13 protein-coding genes and 1 pseudogene are annotated in these 14969 nt (G+C 64.9%); 10 read left to right on the forward strand and 4 right to left on the reverse strand.

Annotation, left to right across the window (positions count from 1 at the left end):
* Nucleotides 1-125 precede the first annotated feature (125 nt).
* The 4 genes from HAV39_RS26590 (at nt 126) to HAV39_RS26605 (ending at nt 5526) form a co-directional block, all read left to right on the forward strand.
* Complete coding sequence (locus HAV39_RS26590; protein WP_239120800.1) at nt 126-3701, forward strand: NACHT and WD repeat domain-containing protein; 3576 nt, start codon at nt 126-128, stop codon at nt 3699-3701.
* On the forward strand, nt 3637-4185 hold the full coding sequence (locus HAV39_RS26595) for a hypothetical protein (protein WP_191841891.1): 549 nt from the start codon (nt 3637-3639) through the stop codon (nt 4183-4185). The genes HAV39_RS26590 and HAV39_RS26595 overlap by 65 nt, the downstream gene beginning before the upstream one ends.
* Complete coding sequence (locus tag HAV39_RS26600) at nt 4182-5132, forward strand: RNA-guided endonuclease InsQ/TnpB family protein (RefSeq protein WP_191841892.1); 951 nt, start codon at nt 4182-4184, stop codon at nt 5130-5132. Before HAV39_RS26595 ends, HAV39_RS26600 begins: the two co-directional genes overlap by 4 nt.
* A gap of 199 nt (nt 5133-5331) precedes the next feature.
* On the forward strand, nt 5332-5526 hold the full coding sequence (locus HAV39_RS26605; protein ID WP_191841893.1) for a hypothetical protein: 195 nt from the start codon (nt 5332-5334) through the stop codon (nt 5524-5526).
* Between the two features lie 11 nt (nt 5527-5537).
* Here HAV39_RS26605 and HAV39_RS26610 read toward each other — a convergent pair whose 3' ends face one another.
* Both HAV39_RS26610 and HAV39_RS43770 read right to left on the reverse strand, forming a co-directional pair.
* The gene (locus HAV39_RS26610) at nt 5538-6272 is read right to left on the reverse strand and encodes a DUF1963 domain-containing protein (RefSeq protein WP_191841894.1); all 735 of its coding nucleotides are present in this window, start codon (nt 6270-6272) and stop codon (nt 5538-5540) included.
* A gap of 406 nt (nt 6273-6678) precedes the next feature.
* Nucleotides 6679-6873: pseudogene (locus HAV39_RS43770) on the reverse strand (IS701 family transposase); the annotation flags it as partial.
* Nucleotides 6874-7095: 222 nt separating this feature from the next.
* Here HAV39_RS43770 and HAV39_RS26620 point away from each other — a divergent pair.
* From HAV39_RS26620 to HAV39_RS43350, 3 genes are all read left to right on the forward strand, one after another.
* Nucleotides 7096-7806 carry a hypothetical protein gene (locus HAV39_RS26620; RefSeq protein ID WP_191841896.1) on the forward strand — a complete coding sequence of 237 codons (711 nt, stop codon included), beginning with the start codon at nt 7096-7098 and terminating at the stop codon, nt 7804-7806.
* Between the two features lie 826 nt (nt 7807-8632).
* A complete protein-coding gene (locus tag HAV39_RS26625) occupies nt 8633-9112 on the forward strand; it encodes a peptidoglycan-binding domain-containing protein (protein WP_191841897.1) in 480 nt (159 codons plus the stop codon).
* A 109-nt stretch (nt 9113-9221) separates the two neighbouring features.
* Entirely contained in the window at nt 9222-9623 is a 402-nt protein-coding gene (locus HAV39_RS43350) for a transposase (protein ID WP_191841898.1), read from the forward strand.
* A gap of 26 nt (nt 9624-9649) precedes the next feature.
* Here the strand turns inward: HAV39_RS43350 and HAV39_RS26635 are convergent, their stop codons facing one another.
* A complete protein-coding gene (locus HAV39_RS26635) occupies nt 9650-12622 on the reverse strand; it encodes an NACHT domain-containing protein (protein WP_191841899.1) in 2973 nt (990 codons plus the stop codon).
* A 334-nt stretch (nt 12623-12956) separates the two neighbouring features.
* On the opposite strand from HAV39_RS26635, the gene HAV39_RS42875 reads away from it, so the two are divergent.
* Together HAV39_RS42875 and HAV39_RS42880 are read left to right on the forward strand one after the other, a co-directional pair.
* Nucleotides 12957-13397 (forward strand): cupin domain-containing protein, encoded by a 441-nt coding sequence (locus HAV39_RS42875; RefSeq protein WP_239120801.1) that lies wholly within the window; start codon nt 12957-12959, stop codon nt 13395-13397.
* Complete coding sequence (locus tag HAV39_RS42880; protein ID WP_239120802.1) at nt 13397-13501, forward strand: hypothetical protein; 105 nt, start codon at nt 13397-13399, stop codon at nt 13499-13501. The genes HAV39_RS42875 and HAV39_RS42880 overlap by 1 nt, the downstream gene beginning before the upstream one ends.
* On the opposite strand, the gene HAV39_RS26650 is transcribed toward HAV39_RS42880, so the two are convergent.
* Complete coding sequence (locus tag HAV39_RS26650; protein WP_191841901.1) at nt 13477-14073, reverse strand: TetR/AcrR family transcriptional regulator; 597 nt, start codon at nt 14071-14073, stop codon at nt 13477-13479. The genes HAV39_RS42880 and HAV39_RS26650 overlap by 25 nt on opposite strands.
* Nucleotides 14074-14104: 31 nt before the next feature.
* On the opposite strand from HAV39_RS26650, the gene HAV39_RS26655 reads away from it, so the two are divergent.
* Complete coding sequence (locus HAV39_RS26655; RefSeq protein WP_239120803.1) at nt 14105-14800, forward strand: hypothetical protein; 696 nt, start codon at nt 14105-14107, stop codon at nt 14798-14800.
* Nucleotides 14801-14969 lie beyond the last annotated feature (169 nt).

The following is a 14969-nucleotide window of genomic DNA, read 5'->3' on the forward strand; positions in this document are numbered from 1 at the left end:
CCGAGCAGCCTTGCCGCGGCACCGCCGATTCGAGATGATTCCTCCGCCGACTTCTGGAGGACTTCGTGGCGCCGAGAAGCGAACGATCAAGCACGGGGTTCGGCGCCTTTCTCGTCGGTACCTCGATGGGCCTGTACACCAACCTGCTCACCGCCAATCCGGACTCGTGGCCGGCGCCGATTCGGCCTGTCGCCGACCACGCATGGGCGCTAGCGACCGCAACCCTTTTCGGCGTCGGCACCCATGCAGCTGTGCGTCGCTATTACCAGCGGGTTCCGCGGCCGCCTTGGAGCGGCGATAATCCCTATCCGGCTTTGGAGGCATTCACCGAGGAGCGGGCGGCGGTCTTTTTTGGGCGCAGTGATGAAGTCCATGAGCTCGCGGCCCGGACCATGGACAAGACACCAGAACGAAGGTTCATTCCGGTGGTGGGCCCTTCGGGCGCCGGCAAATCTTCGCTGGTCCTTGCCGGCGCCCTCCCGCTACTCGCGCGTCAGCGGGGTTGGCGGATCGTTGAGCCGATCACTCCGGGAACGGCGCCGGTCGACGCCCTTGCGGGGGCTTTGACAGCGCCGAATCCGGGCACGCCGTTGGCGAAGGCGTCACTGGCTCGAGAACTCGCCGCTGAAGCTGAGGGCGCGGTGGCTGCTTTCAGCGCTGGCCGCATGATGCCTCGTCCCACGACCTTCGTAATGTGCCTTGAGCGTTTGCGAGCTAGTGCTGGCCGGATCGTTCTTGTGGTCGACCAGCTCGAAGAAGCGGTGACGTCGGCGGCAAAGGAAGACCGGCACAAGTTCGTGGCGCTCCTGGAGGCCGCAGTGCGCCACACACCTCGACTTCTCGTCCTATGCACCTTGCGCTCAGAGTTCCTTGGTCATTTTCAGCAAGGCCCTGGATCGAGCATGTTCCGGAATCCGTTCCCAGTTAACGTGATGTCCCCAGCCCGGTTGCGCGAGGTCATCGAGAAACCAGCCATTGCCGCCGGCGTCACACTTGAGGCTGGCTTAACTGATCTGATCATCGCGGAGAATCGCGGAGCTGATGTCCTTCCCCTGCTCAGCTACCTTCTGCATGAACTGTACGCCCGGCACGCGCGCGACAAATTCCTTTCAATTCGGGAATATCGCGACGCCAGTGGTGATGATGGGCCGATTGCGAATCGCGCGGACGCCGCACTGGTCCAAGCGGTCAGTGAGCTTACCTCGCGTGGATGTGTCGACCCCCGTGGCCTTGTACTCGAAACGCTTCTCGGGTTCGTCACCCTAAAAAACACAGAGGACGCCGATGGCGCTGACATCAGGGCGACTCGGAGGCGCCAGCCTTATGCCGAGCTCAGCGAGGAGGCGCAGCTAGTTGTCGATCACTTTGTGGACGCGTACCTGTTGACCAGTCATGAGGTGGCGCGCACCGGGGTAAAGGTCATTGACCTGGCGCACGAGGCACTGTTGCGGCAATGGCAACCGCTTGCGGACCAGATCTCACGGCATGCCGAGATGTTGCTGCGTCGTACGGAGCTGGAGCCACTCGCCAGGGCCTGGGATGCGGTCGACCGTCGAGTCGACTATCTGATCAGTGGCGAGCGCCTCCGGCAGGCTGAGCAGCATGCCACGGGCGCCACAACCCTGGTTAAAGAGTTCCTGACAGCCGCACGAGAATATGAGCGGATGGAGCTCGACCGGCGCGCAGATGCCGCAGCTCGCGAGTCAATGGCGGAGCTGGACCCCGAAGCCGCGGTGCAGCTCGCGAGGGCCGCCTTACTCGAGGTGTCACAGACCCCGATCGCTCGCCATGCGCTCTACGACGCATGGGCAGCCGGGCTACGCGCGGCACTACGCGGTCATGACCACGTGGTGCTGTCAGTGGCCTGGTCCGTCGACGGTCGGCTGGCCAGCGGTAGCGGGGATAGGACGGTGCGGGTTTGGTCTGCTGATGGGCGGTTGTTGCACACATTGATGGGCCATGAGGAGGCGGTGTGGTCGGTGGCGTGGTCTTCGGGCGGCCTGTTGGCCAGCGGTGGCGAAGACCATACGGTGCGAGTGTGGTCTACAGATGGTCAGCTGCTGCACACATTGATGGGCCATGAAGACACGGTGCGGTCGGTGGCGTGGTCTGTCGACGGCCGACTGGCCAGCGGAAGTAAGGACGGCACGATCCGCGTGTGGTCTGCCGACGGTCAACAAATTCATGTTCTGTCCGGCCACGAGAGCTGGGTTTGGTCTGTGGCGTGGTCTGAGGATGGTCTGCTGGCCAGCGGCGGCCAGGACAACACGGTGCGGATATGGTCTGGTGATGGTCAGATGCTGCACACGTTGATGGGTCATGAAGACCCGGTGCGATCGGTGGCCTGGTCCGGAAGTGACCGGCTGGCCAGCGGCAGCGAAGACGGCACGGTGCGGGTGTGGTCTCCCGAAGGCCAAATACTCCATGTCTTGACTGGCCACGACCGCTGGGTGTGGTCTGTGGCGTGGTCTGAGGATGGTCTGCTGGCCAGCGGCGGCGAGGATAGCACCGTGCGGGTCTGGTCTGAGGATGGTCAGACGCTGCACACCGTGGCCAGCCCCGGTGGCTGGGTGCTTGCGGTGGCGTGGGCAGGAAACGGTCTGTTGGCCAGCGGCACCCAGGATCGGATGGTGCGGGTGTGGTCAGTTGATAGACAACTGCTACGCCTGGTGGACATTGGCGGAGGTGCGGTGGGGTCCGTGGCATGGTCCGCGGACGGTCGGCTGGCCACCGGCGCCGACGACAGTTCGGTTCGGGTGTGGTCTGCTGATGGCCAGTTGCTGTGCACCTTGATCGGACCCGTGCACGTAGTGGATATGTTGGCATGGTCTGGGGACGGGCTGCTAGCGACCCTCAGTGCCGAGACATTCGCCGGCGACGACAGTTCGGTGCGGGTGTGGTCTGCCGATGGCCAGTTGTTGTGTGTCGTGACCGGCCACCACGAAGACGTACGGTCGGTGGCCTGGTCCGCAGACGGCCGACTGGCGACCGGCGGGCACGAAGGGCTGGTTCGGGTGTGGTCTGCCGAAGGGCAATTGCTAAGTACCTTGATCAGCCATGATGGTCCGTTGCAGCCCCCCGAGGGAGAACTAGTGCGCCGCTGGCCCGGCTTCAACCGCTGGGTGTGGTCGCTGGCGTGGTCTGTGGACGGGCTGCTGGCGAGCGGCAACGCGGATTCGACGGTTCGAGTGTGGGCAGATGGGCAGGTCCTGCACACTTTGACCGGCCACGAAGGTGCAGTTCGTTCGGTGGCGTGGTCTGCGGATGGGCTGCTATTGGCCAGTGGCGGCGAGGACGGCACCGTGCGGGTGTGGTCTGCCGACGGGCAGCTACAGCGCATTTTGACCGGCCACAATGACGAAATACACAGGGTGGCGTGGTCTGCGGACGGACTGCTGGCCAGCGGCAGCAAGCACGGTACGGTGCAGGTTTGGTCTCGCGACGGGCAGCTGTTGCGTATCTTGACCGGTCACGAGGACCCGATCATTTCGCTGGCATGGGCTCCGAACGGGCTACTTGCCAGCGGCAGTGGCGACGGTACGGTGCTGATGCGGTCAGTGTCGCTACAGTTCGCCGACCTTATCGAGGTCAGTCTTGTCCCATCCTTTCGGAGGCTTTCCTCCGAGGAGCGCCGACGTGCGCTTCTACCACCGCCGCCGTTGGACGACGAAGCCGGCGACGCGGATCAGCGGCACTCGTGACACGAGTCGTGAAACGAACCGGAGCGACCTCGAGTTGGCGTCGGCATGCGGTGCGGCCAGGTTCGGCTACAACCAGTGCCTGCGGCTGGTCAAGCAGGCCTTGGACGGTAAGCAGCGCGGAGCGGTGGGCAAGGTTCCGTGGTCGGGCTTCGACCTGGTCAACGCGTTCAACGCGTGGAAGCGTTCGGCTGATGCGGGCAGGTTGCTGGTGGCCGCCGCCGACGGCACCACCACGGTCCAGACCACCGGCCCGGCCTGGCGGGCCGAGGTGTGCCAGCAGGTGTTCGAGGAGGCCGCGGTCGACCTCGGCCGTGGCCTGAGCGCGTACACGGCATCGCGCAACGGCGACCGTGGGGGTCGCCGGGTTGGGTTCCCCAGGTTCAAGTCCAAAAGCGTGCTCCGCTGTCCTTTCGTATCCGCTGCAGAACCTCGGACAAGGGCCGGGCCAATATCCGCGTCGGTGACCACTCGCCGCGCACCGTGACCCTGCCCGGCCTGGGCACCCTGACGGTCCGTGCGGACACCCGCCGCCTGCGGCGGATGCTCGCCAAAGGACGGGCGAAGATCGTGTCGGCGACGGTCGGTCACCGCGGTGGCCGGTGGACGGTGTCGCTGACCTGCGAAGCCGCCGACCTGCACGATGCCGTCCGGCACCAGCTCGACGCCAGCGGGACCGGTTGGGTGGGCGTCGACCGCGGGCCGGCGGCGTTCGTCGTGGCCGGCCAGGCCGACGGCACCGAAGTCGCACGAGTCGACGACTGGCCACGGCCTTCCCGGGCCGGCATGGCACGTCAGCGTCGCCTGGCCCGCGCCGTCACCCGCAAACAGCGCGGCTCCCGCAACCGCGCCGCGGCCCGGCTGGGCCGCCACCACGCCCGGGTCGCCGCGATCAGGCGCCGTTTCCTGCACAGGGTCTCCAACGAGCTGGTCAAAACCCACGACCGGCTCGCGATCGAGACCCTTACCATCACCGGCATGCTCACCGACCGGCGCCTGGCCGCAGCGGTCGCCGACGCCGCCTGGGGCGAACTCGGCCGGCAACTGTCCTACAAGCAGCAGTGGCGCGGCGGTGATCTCACCCCGGTCGATCGCTGGTACCCGTCGACCAAAACCCGCGCTCCCTGCCGGACGGTGGCCCCGGCCATGCCCCTGAAACAGCGCACGTTCGTCTGCGGGGCATGCGGTTACCAGGCCGACCGGGATCTCAATGCCGCGGTCAACCTCGCCATCTGGGCCGAGCAGCACCACGCTCAGATCCGGGACCTCCACGCAGGGGGCCCGGTCACCAACGCCCGCCGAGGGGAAGGCTCTGGCCCGCGCACACGCGCAGGCGAAACCAGCCCCGATGACGCGGGAACCGCACCGACCCCACCCCGGGCCAGGCGTGGACGCCCGAGAGGGGCGCTGTCTCACAACTCCACCGAGTTATGAAACAGGCCGTAGCAGCAGTAGGAAGGTCGGGTTCACCTGCGTACCGTCCCGGCGGAACTCCGACGGTCCGGACAGGAGCTGAACGTCGCCCGGCTTGGTGTCGGCGATCGCCGTGCGGACGGCTTCCCGGTCCGGTGGCCGGGCCGCGCTGATGGCCACAGGCGACCCGGTGTCGACAGGCCATAGTCCTGCAGGGGGTGTGGCTGAACAACAGCACATCGTCTTCAACCTCGTCGCCTTCGACGCAGGCGAGCACCAGGTCGCCGATCATGAAGGCGCCAACGACACCAGTTCAGATCCCAAACCAGCCATTACCAGTGAAGACTCTGCCTCAGCGAAGTTCGGCTGGAGTACTAATCAGTTAGCTGAGGCACGCGGGCCGGCGGCAAGCTGATTCCGTTCCCCTCATCCGTGGAAGTCGGTGGACATCGACACTCGGTCGAACCTCCCAGCGGCGAGATCGTCGCGGCCGATCACGTAGAAGACGGTGGCGAAGTCGGTCTCGAAGTCCTCGCCGACCTCGGCCTCGCCCAGATAGAACTCGGCCAGCAACATCTCGATGTCCGCAAACCTGACCGGAACGCCCAATCCACCGGTGTTCGCGGTGCCGTAGCCACCGAGGACCAACACGGCGTCGGGCCTGCCGAGGTCCCACACGATGTCGATGTATTCGTCCTCGTCGGATCGATCATAGTTGTACCCGGGGCTGTCGGCGGGATCCCCCGGCAGGCTCCAGTCCGGGTTGGCGTGCAGGAGAAACCGGTCGTACACGGTGAGGCCGGGGCCGGGTGGCTCGGCTTCGATGACCGCAGCTCCGGCCGGCACGTGAATGACGCGACCGACCGTGGAGGTCATGGCCGGCGCGGAGAAGAACAGCAGGGTGCCGTCAGCGGGAAGATCGAGGTCCGTCGAGCCATGGGGGATCGCGGCTAGGTCGAGCGTAGCCAGGTGAACCATGCCCTCGGGCCAGGCAACCGTGGCGGGCAGCGCCGGGCGGCCACCGAAATATCCGACCACCGGGCCGGACTCATCACGGCTCAGGTACAGGCAGGGGCGCGCGAATCGCAGCCACCACTCGATGGCGTCGTGCGGCATCTCCTCCTGCTGGGCGGCAGTCCGGAAGGCATCCAGCATGATCATGTGTGACATGATCCCAGGACCTCGCCGACGATTGCAGGCGGGTACGGCATGCCCCTCCTGACTCCTGACCAGCGATCACCCGCGCCCCACGGACGCATATCGGCGAGTCTGCCGATGCTGGATACGCGGAGGATGCACTGGGCGTATCCGTGCCCCTGTGCTGCGACAGCTTGACTACGTCGTCGCACAGGCGTTCGGCCGGTGGGAAGCCAGTGGCTCGTCCCACGGGGTTGGTCGTGTAATCCGGTGATTCTGGCGGTCGGTGCGGCAGGCTTTGCTGCGCCTGTTTCTCGGGTTGCAGAGGTGGCTATGGCTCGTCCGCCGGAAGTGTTCGTACGGCCGATCACGATGGCCGAGGGTCAGCGGCTACAGCGGATCGGGCGCACCGCGAAGGACGCTGCGGCGCATCCTGAACGACCGCCTCGGCGTCCCACACGGTCTCACGCAGCAGCCGCTGCATCCGCGAGAACCGCTCGTGCCCGGCCCCCTCGGCCAACTGCCAGCAGTTCTTTCTGTCGACTGCCGCCATCAGCGACCGTACGAAGTCCCTGACCGCCAGCCGCGGCTCGACCCGCGTGAACCGGACCGCGATCCGAGCCATCACCTCGTCGACCACCCGCGACGCGGCAGGCCCTACGCTGTGCGCATCGGCCACCATTTTACTTGTCGGCTTGTCCACAGCATTCGATGTTCAGGCGGTGGCCGCCCACGCACATCTGGGCAGCTCAGAGCCCGGACCCGGCACTGGCGTACTAGCGTTGAGTGACGTAGAACTGTGACATGACCGCCACGCATCGCGAGCCCATTCCGTACGATGCCCGCCATGACCATCGACCAGCCGACCATTCGGGTCCGTAGCCTGACGCCGGCTTTGCTCGGCGTCGCCGTATTAATGCAGGTACTCGCTACGCGCTTGCCTGACCGGCCGGTGCCTTGGGGAATCCTGCTCGAGCTGGCGTCGCTGCTTGCTGCGGCAGTGTTTCTGGGCTTGGCCATATTGCGGCCCAACGGATCGGTCGCCCGGTTCGCCATGCGCGACGGTGCGTTCGTGACATCGTCACGGATGTGGCGCCACATGACGTGGTTCTGGATGTTCGCCGGTGGCTCGCTGGTAACCGGATCGCTGCTGGACGGCGCGGCCGAGGGCACCGACTGGCTCGACGCGGCCCTCGGCATGCCGGTGTTGCTGGTGGTCCTGCTCTACCTTGTCCTTACCGCGCTTGATCTGCCGCGGCTGGAGCTGACGCCGGAAGGCATACGGCTGGCCCACCTGCGTACTACTACGGTGCCCTGGGCGGCGCTACGACCGGGGACTCCGCTGCGACCGCACCCCAACGCCCGGACGCTCCAGTTGATCTCAGAGCTGCCCGAACTGCTGCCGCAACACCTTCGCGACAGCCGCATGATCGATCTCGGTTGGGACGTTCATCCGTGGCTTCTCGCCGACGCCATTCGCTGGTACGTCGACCATCCCGGGCATCGCGCCTCCATCGGCACCCAGGCCGAACTTGACCGCCTGCACGCCGCCGTCTGAATCCGCAGCTCAACTGGTGAACCAGGACTGCCGTACTAGCTTCGTTCCCCACGTAACTTCGGCAGGAAACCAAGTGGCGACTTGTGACACATTCCAGTATGTGCTCGTCACCGCAGGCGAATCCGGATTACCGTCCCACGTCAGCACCGATTGCACGTAGTAGTCATGGTGGGTTGGCCCCGCCGCCGATCTGAGGGTGCAGTCCTCCCAGGTGTAGTTGCCTTTCCCGAGTCTGATTTCCCGAAGCAATCCAAACCTAGATGTGACGTTGCCGGAGAAGAAGTACTCCCACTGGTACAGGCCCTTATCCAACGTGATGCTTCGACTGTGGCAGTACGCCGCATCGGTTGAGAATATGTTGGTGCTGAGATTGGTGGCCGTCGCGGCCGCTGAGGCCACGCCGGGTGCTGACCCCAGCGCCACTAGCACCATAGCCGAAGCCAGTGCAGCCTTTAGAAAGCCCTTCAATTAAGCCTCTGAGTTAGCTCAATCCTCCGTAAGCGAATACCGCAGACTAATACGCTGCAGGCTCGCCGAAGCGCCAGTGCCGAACGGGCGACTTATCGGCCGACCAGGTAGTGGAAATTACGCCGATGATGTCAGCGCTCACGCAAAATCTCATCCCCGTGCCCCCGTATCGGTCTCATCGGAAGGACCGATTCGATACCTGCACCCATACTGCCGCGTTGGGCGAGCATATAAGTGACCCGACGTGCTTCCAACGAATTTAAGTTGTGACTTAAAATGGCAGGTCAGCATTATTGCGCATCGGTTTGAGGTCACATGCCGCCCTACGCGGCAGCGCTCATCCGTCTACGATGCGCGAATGATGTTTCAGAAGATGATGAGGCAGGTCCTCACGGCTGCAGTGGTTGCCGGTGCGGCCGTGGCCGGAGTCGCTGCCCCGGTGCAGGCTGCGGAACCGACGTGCAACAGCTACGGGCGGGCGTTGCTCGAGCACCAGGAGGACGGCATTTACGTCCCGCTCTACAACAACAACGAAACGTGCAAGCTCACCCCAGGAGATACCAACAACGGCGTGTTGGGTCTGCAGAAGAACCTGAACAGATGTGCCAGGGTGTTCATCAACAACAGCGGCTGGACCGACCTGCAGTTCAGCACGCTCTCTGAGGACCGCGACTTCGGCCCGAACACCAAGGCGGCCCTCATCAAGGCTCAGAAGGCCATCAACCGGGAACTTGGGGTCGGCATTGCCACCGATGGTGGCTATGGGCCGCAGACCCGTAAGTGGCTGGAGTATTTTGACGTGGACGGTGGATGTGGCCAGCTCGCTGGTCAGCCGTGAGCTTCACCGGTGACAAGGGTGGTGGCGGCCATCGACTGCCGCCACCCTCTGTGCATGGAGTCGGCCATGTTCTGTACCGCGGATCATGAATCTCGTTCGTTAGGCGGGTATGGCCCGTGTTGACCTGGGCAATGCCGAGTGGGCTGTGCTGGAGCCGTTGTTGCCGGCGCAGCCCGCTCGTGGCGGTCAATGGCGCGACCACCAGCAGGTCGTCAACGCGATCTGCTGGATCAAGCGGACCGGTTCACCGTGGCGTGACCTGCCGGAACGCTACGGCCCTTGGAAAACCACCGAATCCAGCTACCTGGCGGTGTGGGCGGAGGCTCGTAAGCGCGCCGCCCTCAGTCCGGCGGAGGTTGGGTCGCCGCTGGCAATGCGACCGTATGACCTGCGGCACGCCGCTGACAGAACAGCGCAGCCCGCCGCGATCCAGGTCGCGTTCGACCTGCTCAGTGTGAGCCACGATGATCACGGTGGAAGACCCGCTGGTTATCACGATGTCCATGCCTGACGATTCATGAGTGCAACGGCGCTAGTTTAGGAGGACCTCCGCATCTCGTGCAGCAAGTCTCGTAGAGGGTTGTCGAACTTGCGTTTCCGGGACAGGTACACGTGCCGCAGTAGCAGATTTGCCGCACATAACCCGGCTATGACACCAAGAGACGCCGTCCACCCAACGACGTCGGCCAGACTGGCCGCTGCGTACACGAGAAGCGTCACGCCGAGAGCCAGCATGGGGGAGAGAAGGCAACCAGTCCAGCGGAGGAACTCTCGACGCCCAGTCTCGGAGTCCACGCTGTTGTCGTCGAACAACCTCTCAATTTGCAATTCCAGGCGGCGCATGAACACGAGGATGCCACTGATCCCCAGTGCCAGCACGAAAAGTGTCGCGAAGGCCAACCATGACGGCCCCCAAGGCCACCAACCGAACAGTTCGCCCGTCCACCGAACAATCCCTGTGGCAAGCGCCGCAGAAGCGGCTCCTAAGCCGATGCTCATGTAGATCCGCCTCAGAAGACGCGGCTCCTCCGGTCGATCCAGTACTGTGCGCCAATCCTTGATCGTTGCATGTGTCCTTCGTCGAACGTACAGGACCAGCAACACCATGGCCCCATGAAGATGGCCGAATGCGCGGATGAGATGACGGTCGATTGGATCCAGACGACAAAGGCGCAACAGTGTCTGGAGGTCTTCGGCGATGAGATCGGTGGTCGCGCTGTCGATAGCGGCGTCCAAGAGTGACGACAGCCGCTTTCTTTGCCTGAATAGACGACCCCGCCGAAATACGGTGGCACTTATCGAATCCAGGACCTGCTGCCTGCTCCCATCGTCCATCTTGTCATATGTGAGTGCTCGCCTCGCCGGACCGCGTGCGATGACGGCAGCCAGCCCCAGCCGTGGATCGATCGCTTCCTCGCCCGTGACCGGTTCGACGTGTTCTTCCGCCAGTAGGTAGGAGATTCTGCCCGCGAGCGCGGAGAACTCCTCCGCACTTGCCTCGGCGAAGGGCTCCCATGCCCAGGGCAGCCCTGGGGTGGTGCCTTTCGGTGGTGGGGTGCGACGAAGTTCGTCTTCGATACTGCGATCGCGGAACATGCGTGCCAGGTGCCATGCGGCGACTGGGGCAGCGGGACCGTCGGTCCACACGATCTCCCCTAGGGCATAGGCTGCGCCAGCGGTGCCGATCTGGGCAAGGTCGTGAACATCTTGCTCGTGTCCTTCGACCGCACGTGCCAGGAGGTGAGGAATCGCCTGCTCGCCTACCGAGCGCAACGCAGCACGTGCGTCTGCTTCGACTGCGGTGTCGTGGGCGAGCGAGCGCAGCAATTCGATGGCGCGGGGCTGGCGGGTCGCAGCCAGAGCCTGCATTGCTGCGACCCTTTCCAAGGGTGTGCCATCCCAAGCGGTTGCCGTGAGGTAGCGGTACGTGTCGACACCCCACGGTCGGGGGTCGGCGGCTATCGCCCCCAACGCTGCGATGCGAAGATCGTCGATGGTTCCATCATTCGTGACGCCGAGACCATGGAAGTACCCGACGATGGTGTTCACGACCTCGTCCCGAATCTCCTGGGCTTCCGGAATGCATTCAAGCGCCAGCAGGCGGTCCTGATACGTGGCCGGGTGGTCCGGTGTGCCACTGAAAACGCTCTGGACGACGTCACCGCAGTCGCGATCGATCGCGCCGCACCACAACTTCAGAGTCTCCCGCCACCGACCACGGTTCTCCCTGTAGCGGGCGAGCAGTTCGGCGGGTGCGTCCGCGAGCGCTCGCGCTGCAAGGTACTCCTGAAGCGTCATATGCGGAAACTGGTAGAGCAGATTCTGCTCGTCGATTCGTGCAAGCAGTTCGCTGCGTTCGACGATCTCGTCGAGCATGGCCCGCGGGCTGTCGGCCATCTTGAGGCGCTCCAGTACGGCGGCGATCTGCTCGATCACCTCGTGTTCGTCGATCGCTCGGGCGCCGGATGCTGTGACCTTCTGTGCGGCCAATGCTATCCGCTGCAGCGCGACGCTCTTGTGGGCAGCCCGGAACCTCGCGATGCCGCCGGTTCGACCCATGGTGACGTCACGGCGCAGCATGTGCTCGATGGCGAGCTTGTAGAAGTCCGCGCGAGAGTTGGTCAGCAGTGGGCCCGCGCCGGGGTCGTCCACCTGCAGGTAGGCCATCATGGTGAGGAGCAGGGGCGTGCGTGCCAGCTGGTACAGGGCTGGGCTTGCGTGCAGTTCTGCCATCACCTGCTCAACTCGCTCCCTGATGTTCCCCCGGATCGACTCGTCGGTGGACGGCTGCACCTGGCGACCGTCGTGGCGTCGGAAACGAAACCACTGTCCAAGGAAGCGGCGCATACCGGCGTCGTCGAAACCCGAGATGTGCATCTGGTTTTCGAAGACCGGCTGCAGACGACCGTCATACACCGCGTCGCGGCAGGTGACGACGATCTGGGTGGTGGGGTATCTCTGGGCGAATCCTCGAAGTTCGGCTATCAGCGGATCCCGGTGGCTGTCGACGACTTCGTCCAGTCCGTCAAGCAGCAGACTCAGCCTTCCGGACTGCAGAGCATGCTCTAGCGCGGCGAGCGTCTCCCGGCAGTCACGGCGGGCGAGTTTGTCCAGGACCAGCTGCTCGATTGAGCCGAGTTCGGGCCGTGAGCGATATAGGTGCAGGTCCACGACTACGGGCAACCGATGGAAGTCTTGCGGCCGGCGAGCCCATCGGACGACCCAATACCGAAAGAATATCGACTTTCCGGCACCGGCTGCTCCGAGCACTACCGCACGCGACGCGTCTCGAACGCCGGAGTACAAGTCACGCCGCACTCCATCGACTACATATTGAGTCTGCACATAGGTGTCGTCGATGTCGACTGCCGTGCTCAGGAAGTCGAGCGGCTGGTGTCGGTCGTTCGCCAGAATGGATGATCGATACTGGTTCAGCTTGGCGTGGCGGAAGGCCCTGCTGCGCCACCAGCCATGGGTCTGCTGTGCGGCCAATTGCAGCAGACCGGACACATACTCTTGGATGGCCCAGCCGATTGCGGCCAGGGCTAACAGTCCAAGACCGTAGGGCCATACACTCTGTAGATCCGGCACCCGCAGAGAGTAAGTCCCGGCGTATCGATGCGTCATCGCCCGAAGGGTCAAGCGCGTTGAGCCTGTGGGTGTGCCTTGGTCGCGATCTGTCGGGCGCGGGTGCGCTCGTTCGCCGCCGCCCAGCGGGAACATGGAGGTGCGCGGCAAGCAGTTCCAGCTCGGCCAGCGCGGCCGACCACAACCTACGACCTGCCCTCGGCGGCATTTTGCACAGTCGACACCGTGTGGCCCGGCCCAGCCGGCTCCCCTGGCCGTGGTGCTGGCCGGATGCCTCGCCGTCGGCTATGCGCTGAGCCTGCTCGACGGCGTCGTGCGCGCGGCCCGAACCATGTCGTACCAGCCCACGGGCTGGTACTGGCCGGTGCTGGTCGGCCTGGGCATCGCGGCGGCGGGGATGCTCGGGCGCTGGCTCGGCCGTGTCCTCTCTTCACGGCTGACCGCACCGCTGCCGGCACTCGGCGCTCTGGTGATGGTCGTCGTCTCACAGGTGCTCTGGCACGACAGAGGGCCCGCACTCACAGACTTATTCCTGCTGCTCAGCGAAGACTGGTTCTCGTCGCCGGGCTTTGAATGGCACCCGCACCGCGGCCTGGAGACCGTCACGACCGCTCGACGGCGTTCTCGAACACGGCGACAACGCGGCAACGTGGACGTCCGATCGGTGAGTCCATCGTCATGGGCGGACCGTTCGTGATGAACACCAACCAGGAGATTCAGGATGCCTTCCGCGACTTCCACAGCGGGAAGTTCGGCGTGGAACTCTGCGGCTGGAGTCAGGACGGCTGGCGCGAGCCGTGAATCTGAACGAGTCCGTCGACACCGCGCAGGAAGGTCTCGCAGATCAGGACCGGGTCGAACAGGCAGCCGGCCGCCATGGCCCCGTCCCGCAGCATCACGAAGTGCTGCGCTGCGGGCTCAGCCTTGGTCGACTCGATGCTCGCCATCAGGGTGTTGATCGTGTCGAGGAACCATCGCCGATGAGCGAGGACGGCCTGATGCACGGGATCGGCGGGATCGGGATACTCGGCTACGGCGTTCAGGAAGGCACACCCGCGAAAGCCGGAGGACCGGATGTACTCGGCGATCCCTGCCGCAACGGCCCGGACGGCGTCACTCGCCGAGGTGCTCGCGGCGATAGCCGCTTCCACCTGGCTGCGGATGCCCAGGTCGGCGCTCTCCAGGTGAGCCAGCACCAGGTCTTCCTTGCTGGGAAAGTGCCGGTAGAAGGTGGATCGGGTCACCTGCGACTCGGCGATGATCCGGTCGACGCCGACCGAGTGGATCCCTTCGGCGTAGAAAATCCTGCTCGCCGTGGTCAGCAGCCGTAGCCGTGCCTCGGACGGCCGGGACTCGGTCTCTGTGCGTGCCATGAGCCCACTCTAAACGATAGAACGTTCGGTCTTGACTTCCAGCACCAAGGCCGCCATTGTTGGGGGACGGAACGTTCGGTCTCTCTCTCGTCACTTCGCTGCGAACCCGCTGGTAGCGGGTTTCTGGTTCACCCCCGGAAGGACCACCATGACCACCGAAAAGATCAACATGACCACCGTTGCCTCCCCCGCCATCTCGACGGCGGCGGCTGCCCTGCGGCGGCTGTACTTCGCCCGCTTCGTATTCGCCACCATCTGGGCCGGCGTGACGTTCACGGTCGCCGACGGCCTCAACCCGCTCGCAGTCACGCTGCTCGTGCTCTACCCGCTGGTCGATGTGGCCGCCGCCATCATCGACGCCCGCTCGTCGCGCTCCACGGGATCGCCCACCCTCCTGTACGTCAACGTCGCGGTCAGCCTGCTCGCCGCGGTCGGGCTGGCCGTCGCCGGCTCGTCCGGCATCCCGGAGGTCCTGCGCGTGTGGGGCGCTTGGGCAGTGGTGGCCGGCCTGGTTCAGCTGATCGTGGGCGCCACCCGCCGCAGGATGGGCGGCCAGTGGTCGATGATCATCAGTGGTGGCCTCTCCATGCTCGCCGGCGGGTCGTTCTTCGCGGCTGCCTCCGCGGACAACCCGGCGCTGACCAACGCGATCGGGTACGCGATTCCCGGAGCCGTCTTCTTCCTCATCGCGGCCATCCGACTCGGCCGCGCAGCGAAGGCAAGCTGACATGGAACACATCTCGCACGACAGCGTCATCATCGGCACGGGACCGGTGAGGCAGAACATCACCGATCGGGTCGTGCCGGGTGGTCTGACCGCCGCCGTTCTCGAGCCGTAGCCGGTCGGTGGCGAGCGCCTGCAGATCGAGGGTGACCGCGGCCGGCTGGCCGGGTGC

This window comes from Catellatospora chokoriensis, from assembly GCF_011297315.1.
GTDB classification, from domain to species: Bacteria; Actinomycetota; Actinomycetes; order Mycobacteriales; family Micromonosporaceae; genus Catellatospora; species Catellatospora citrea.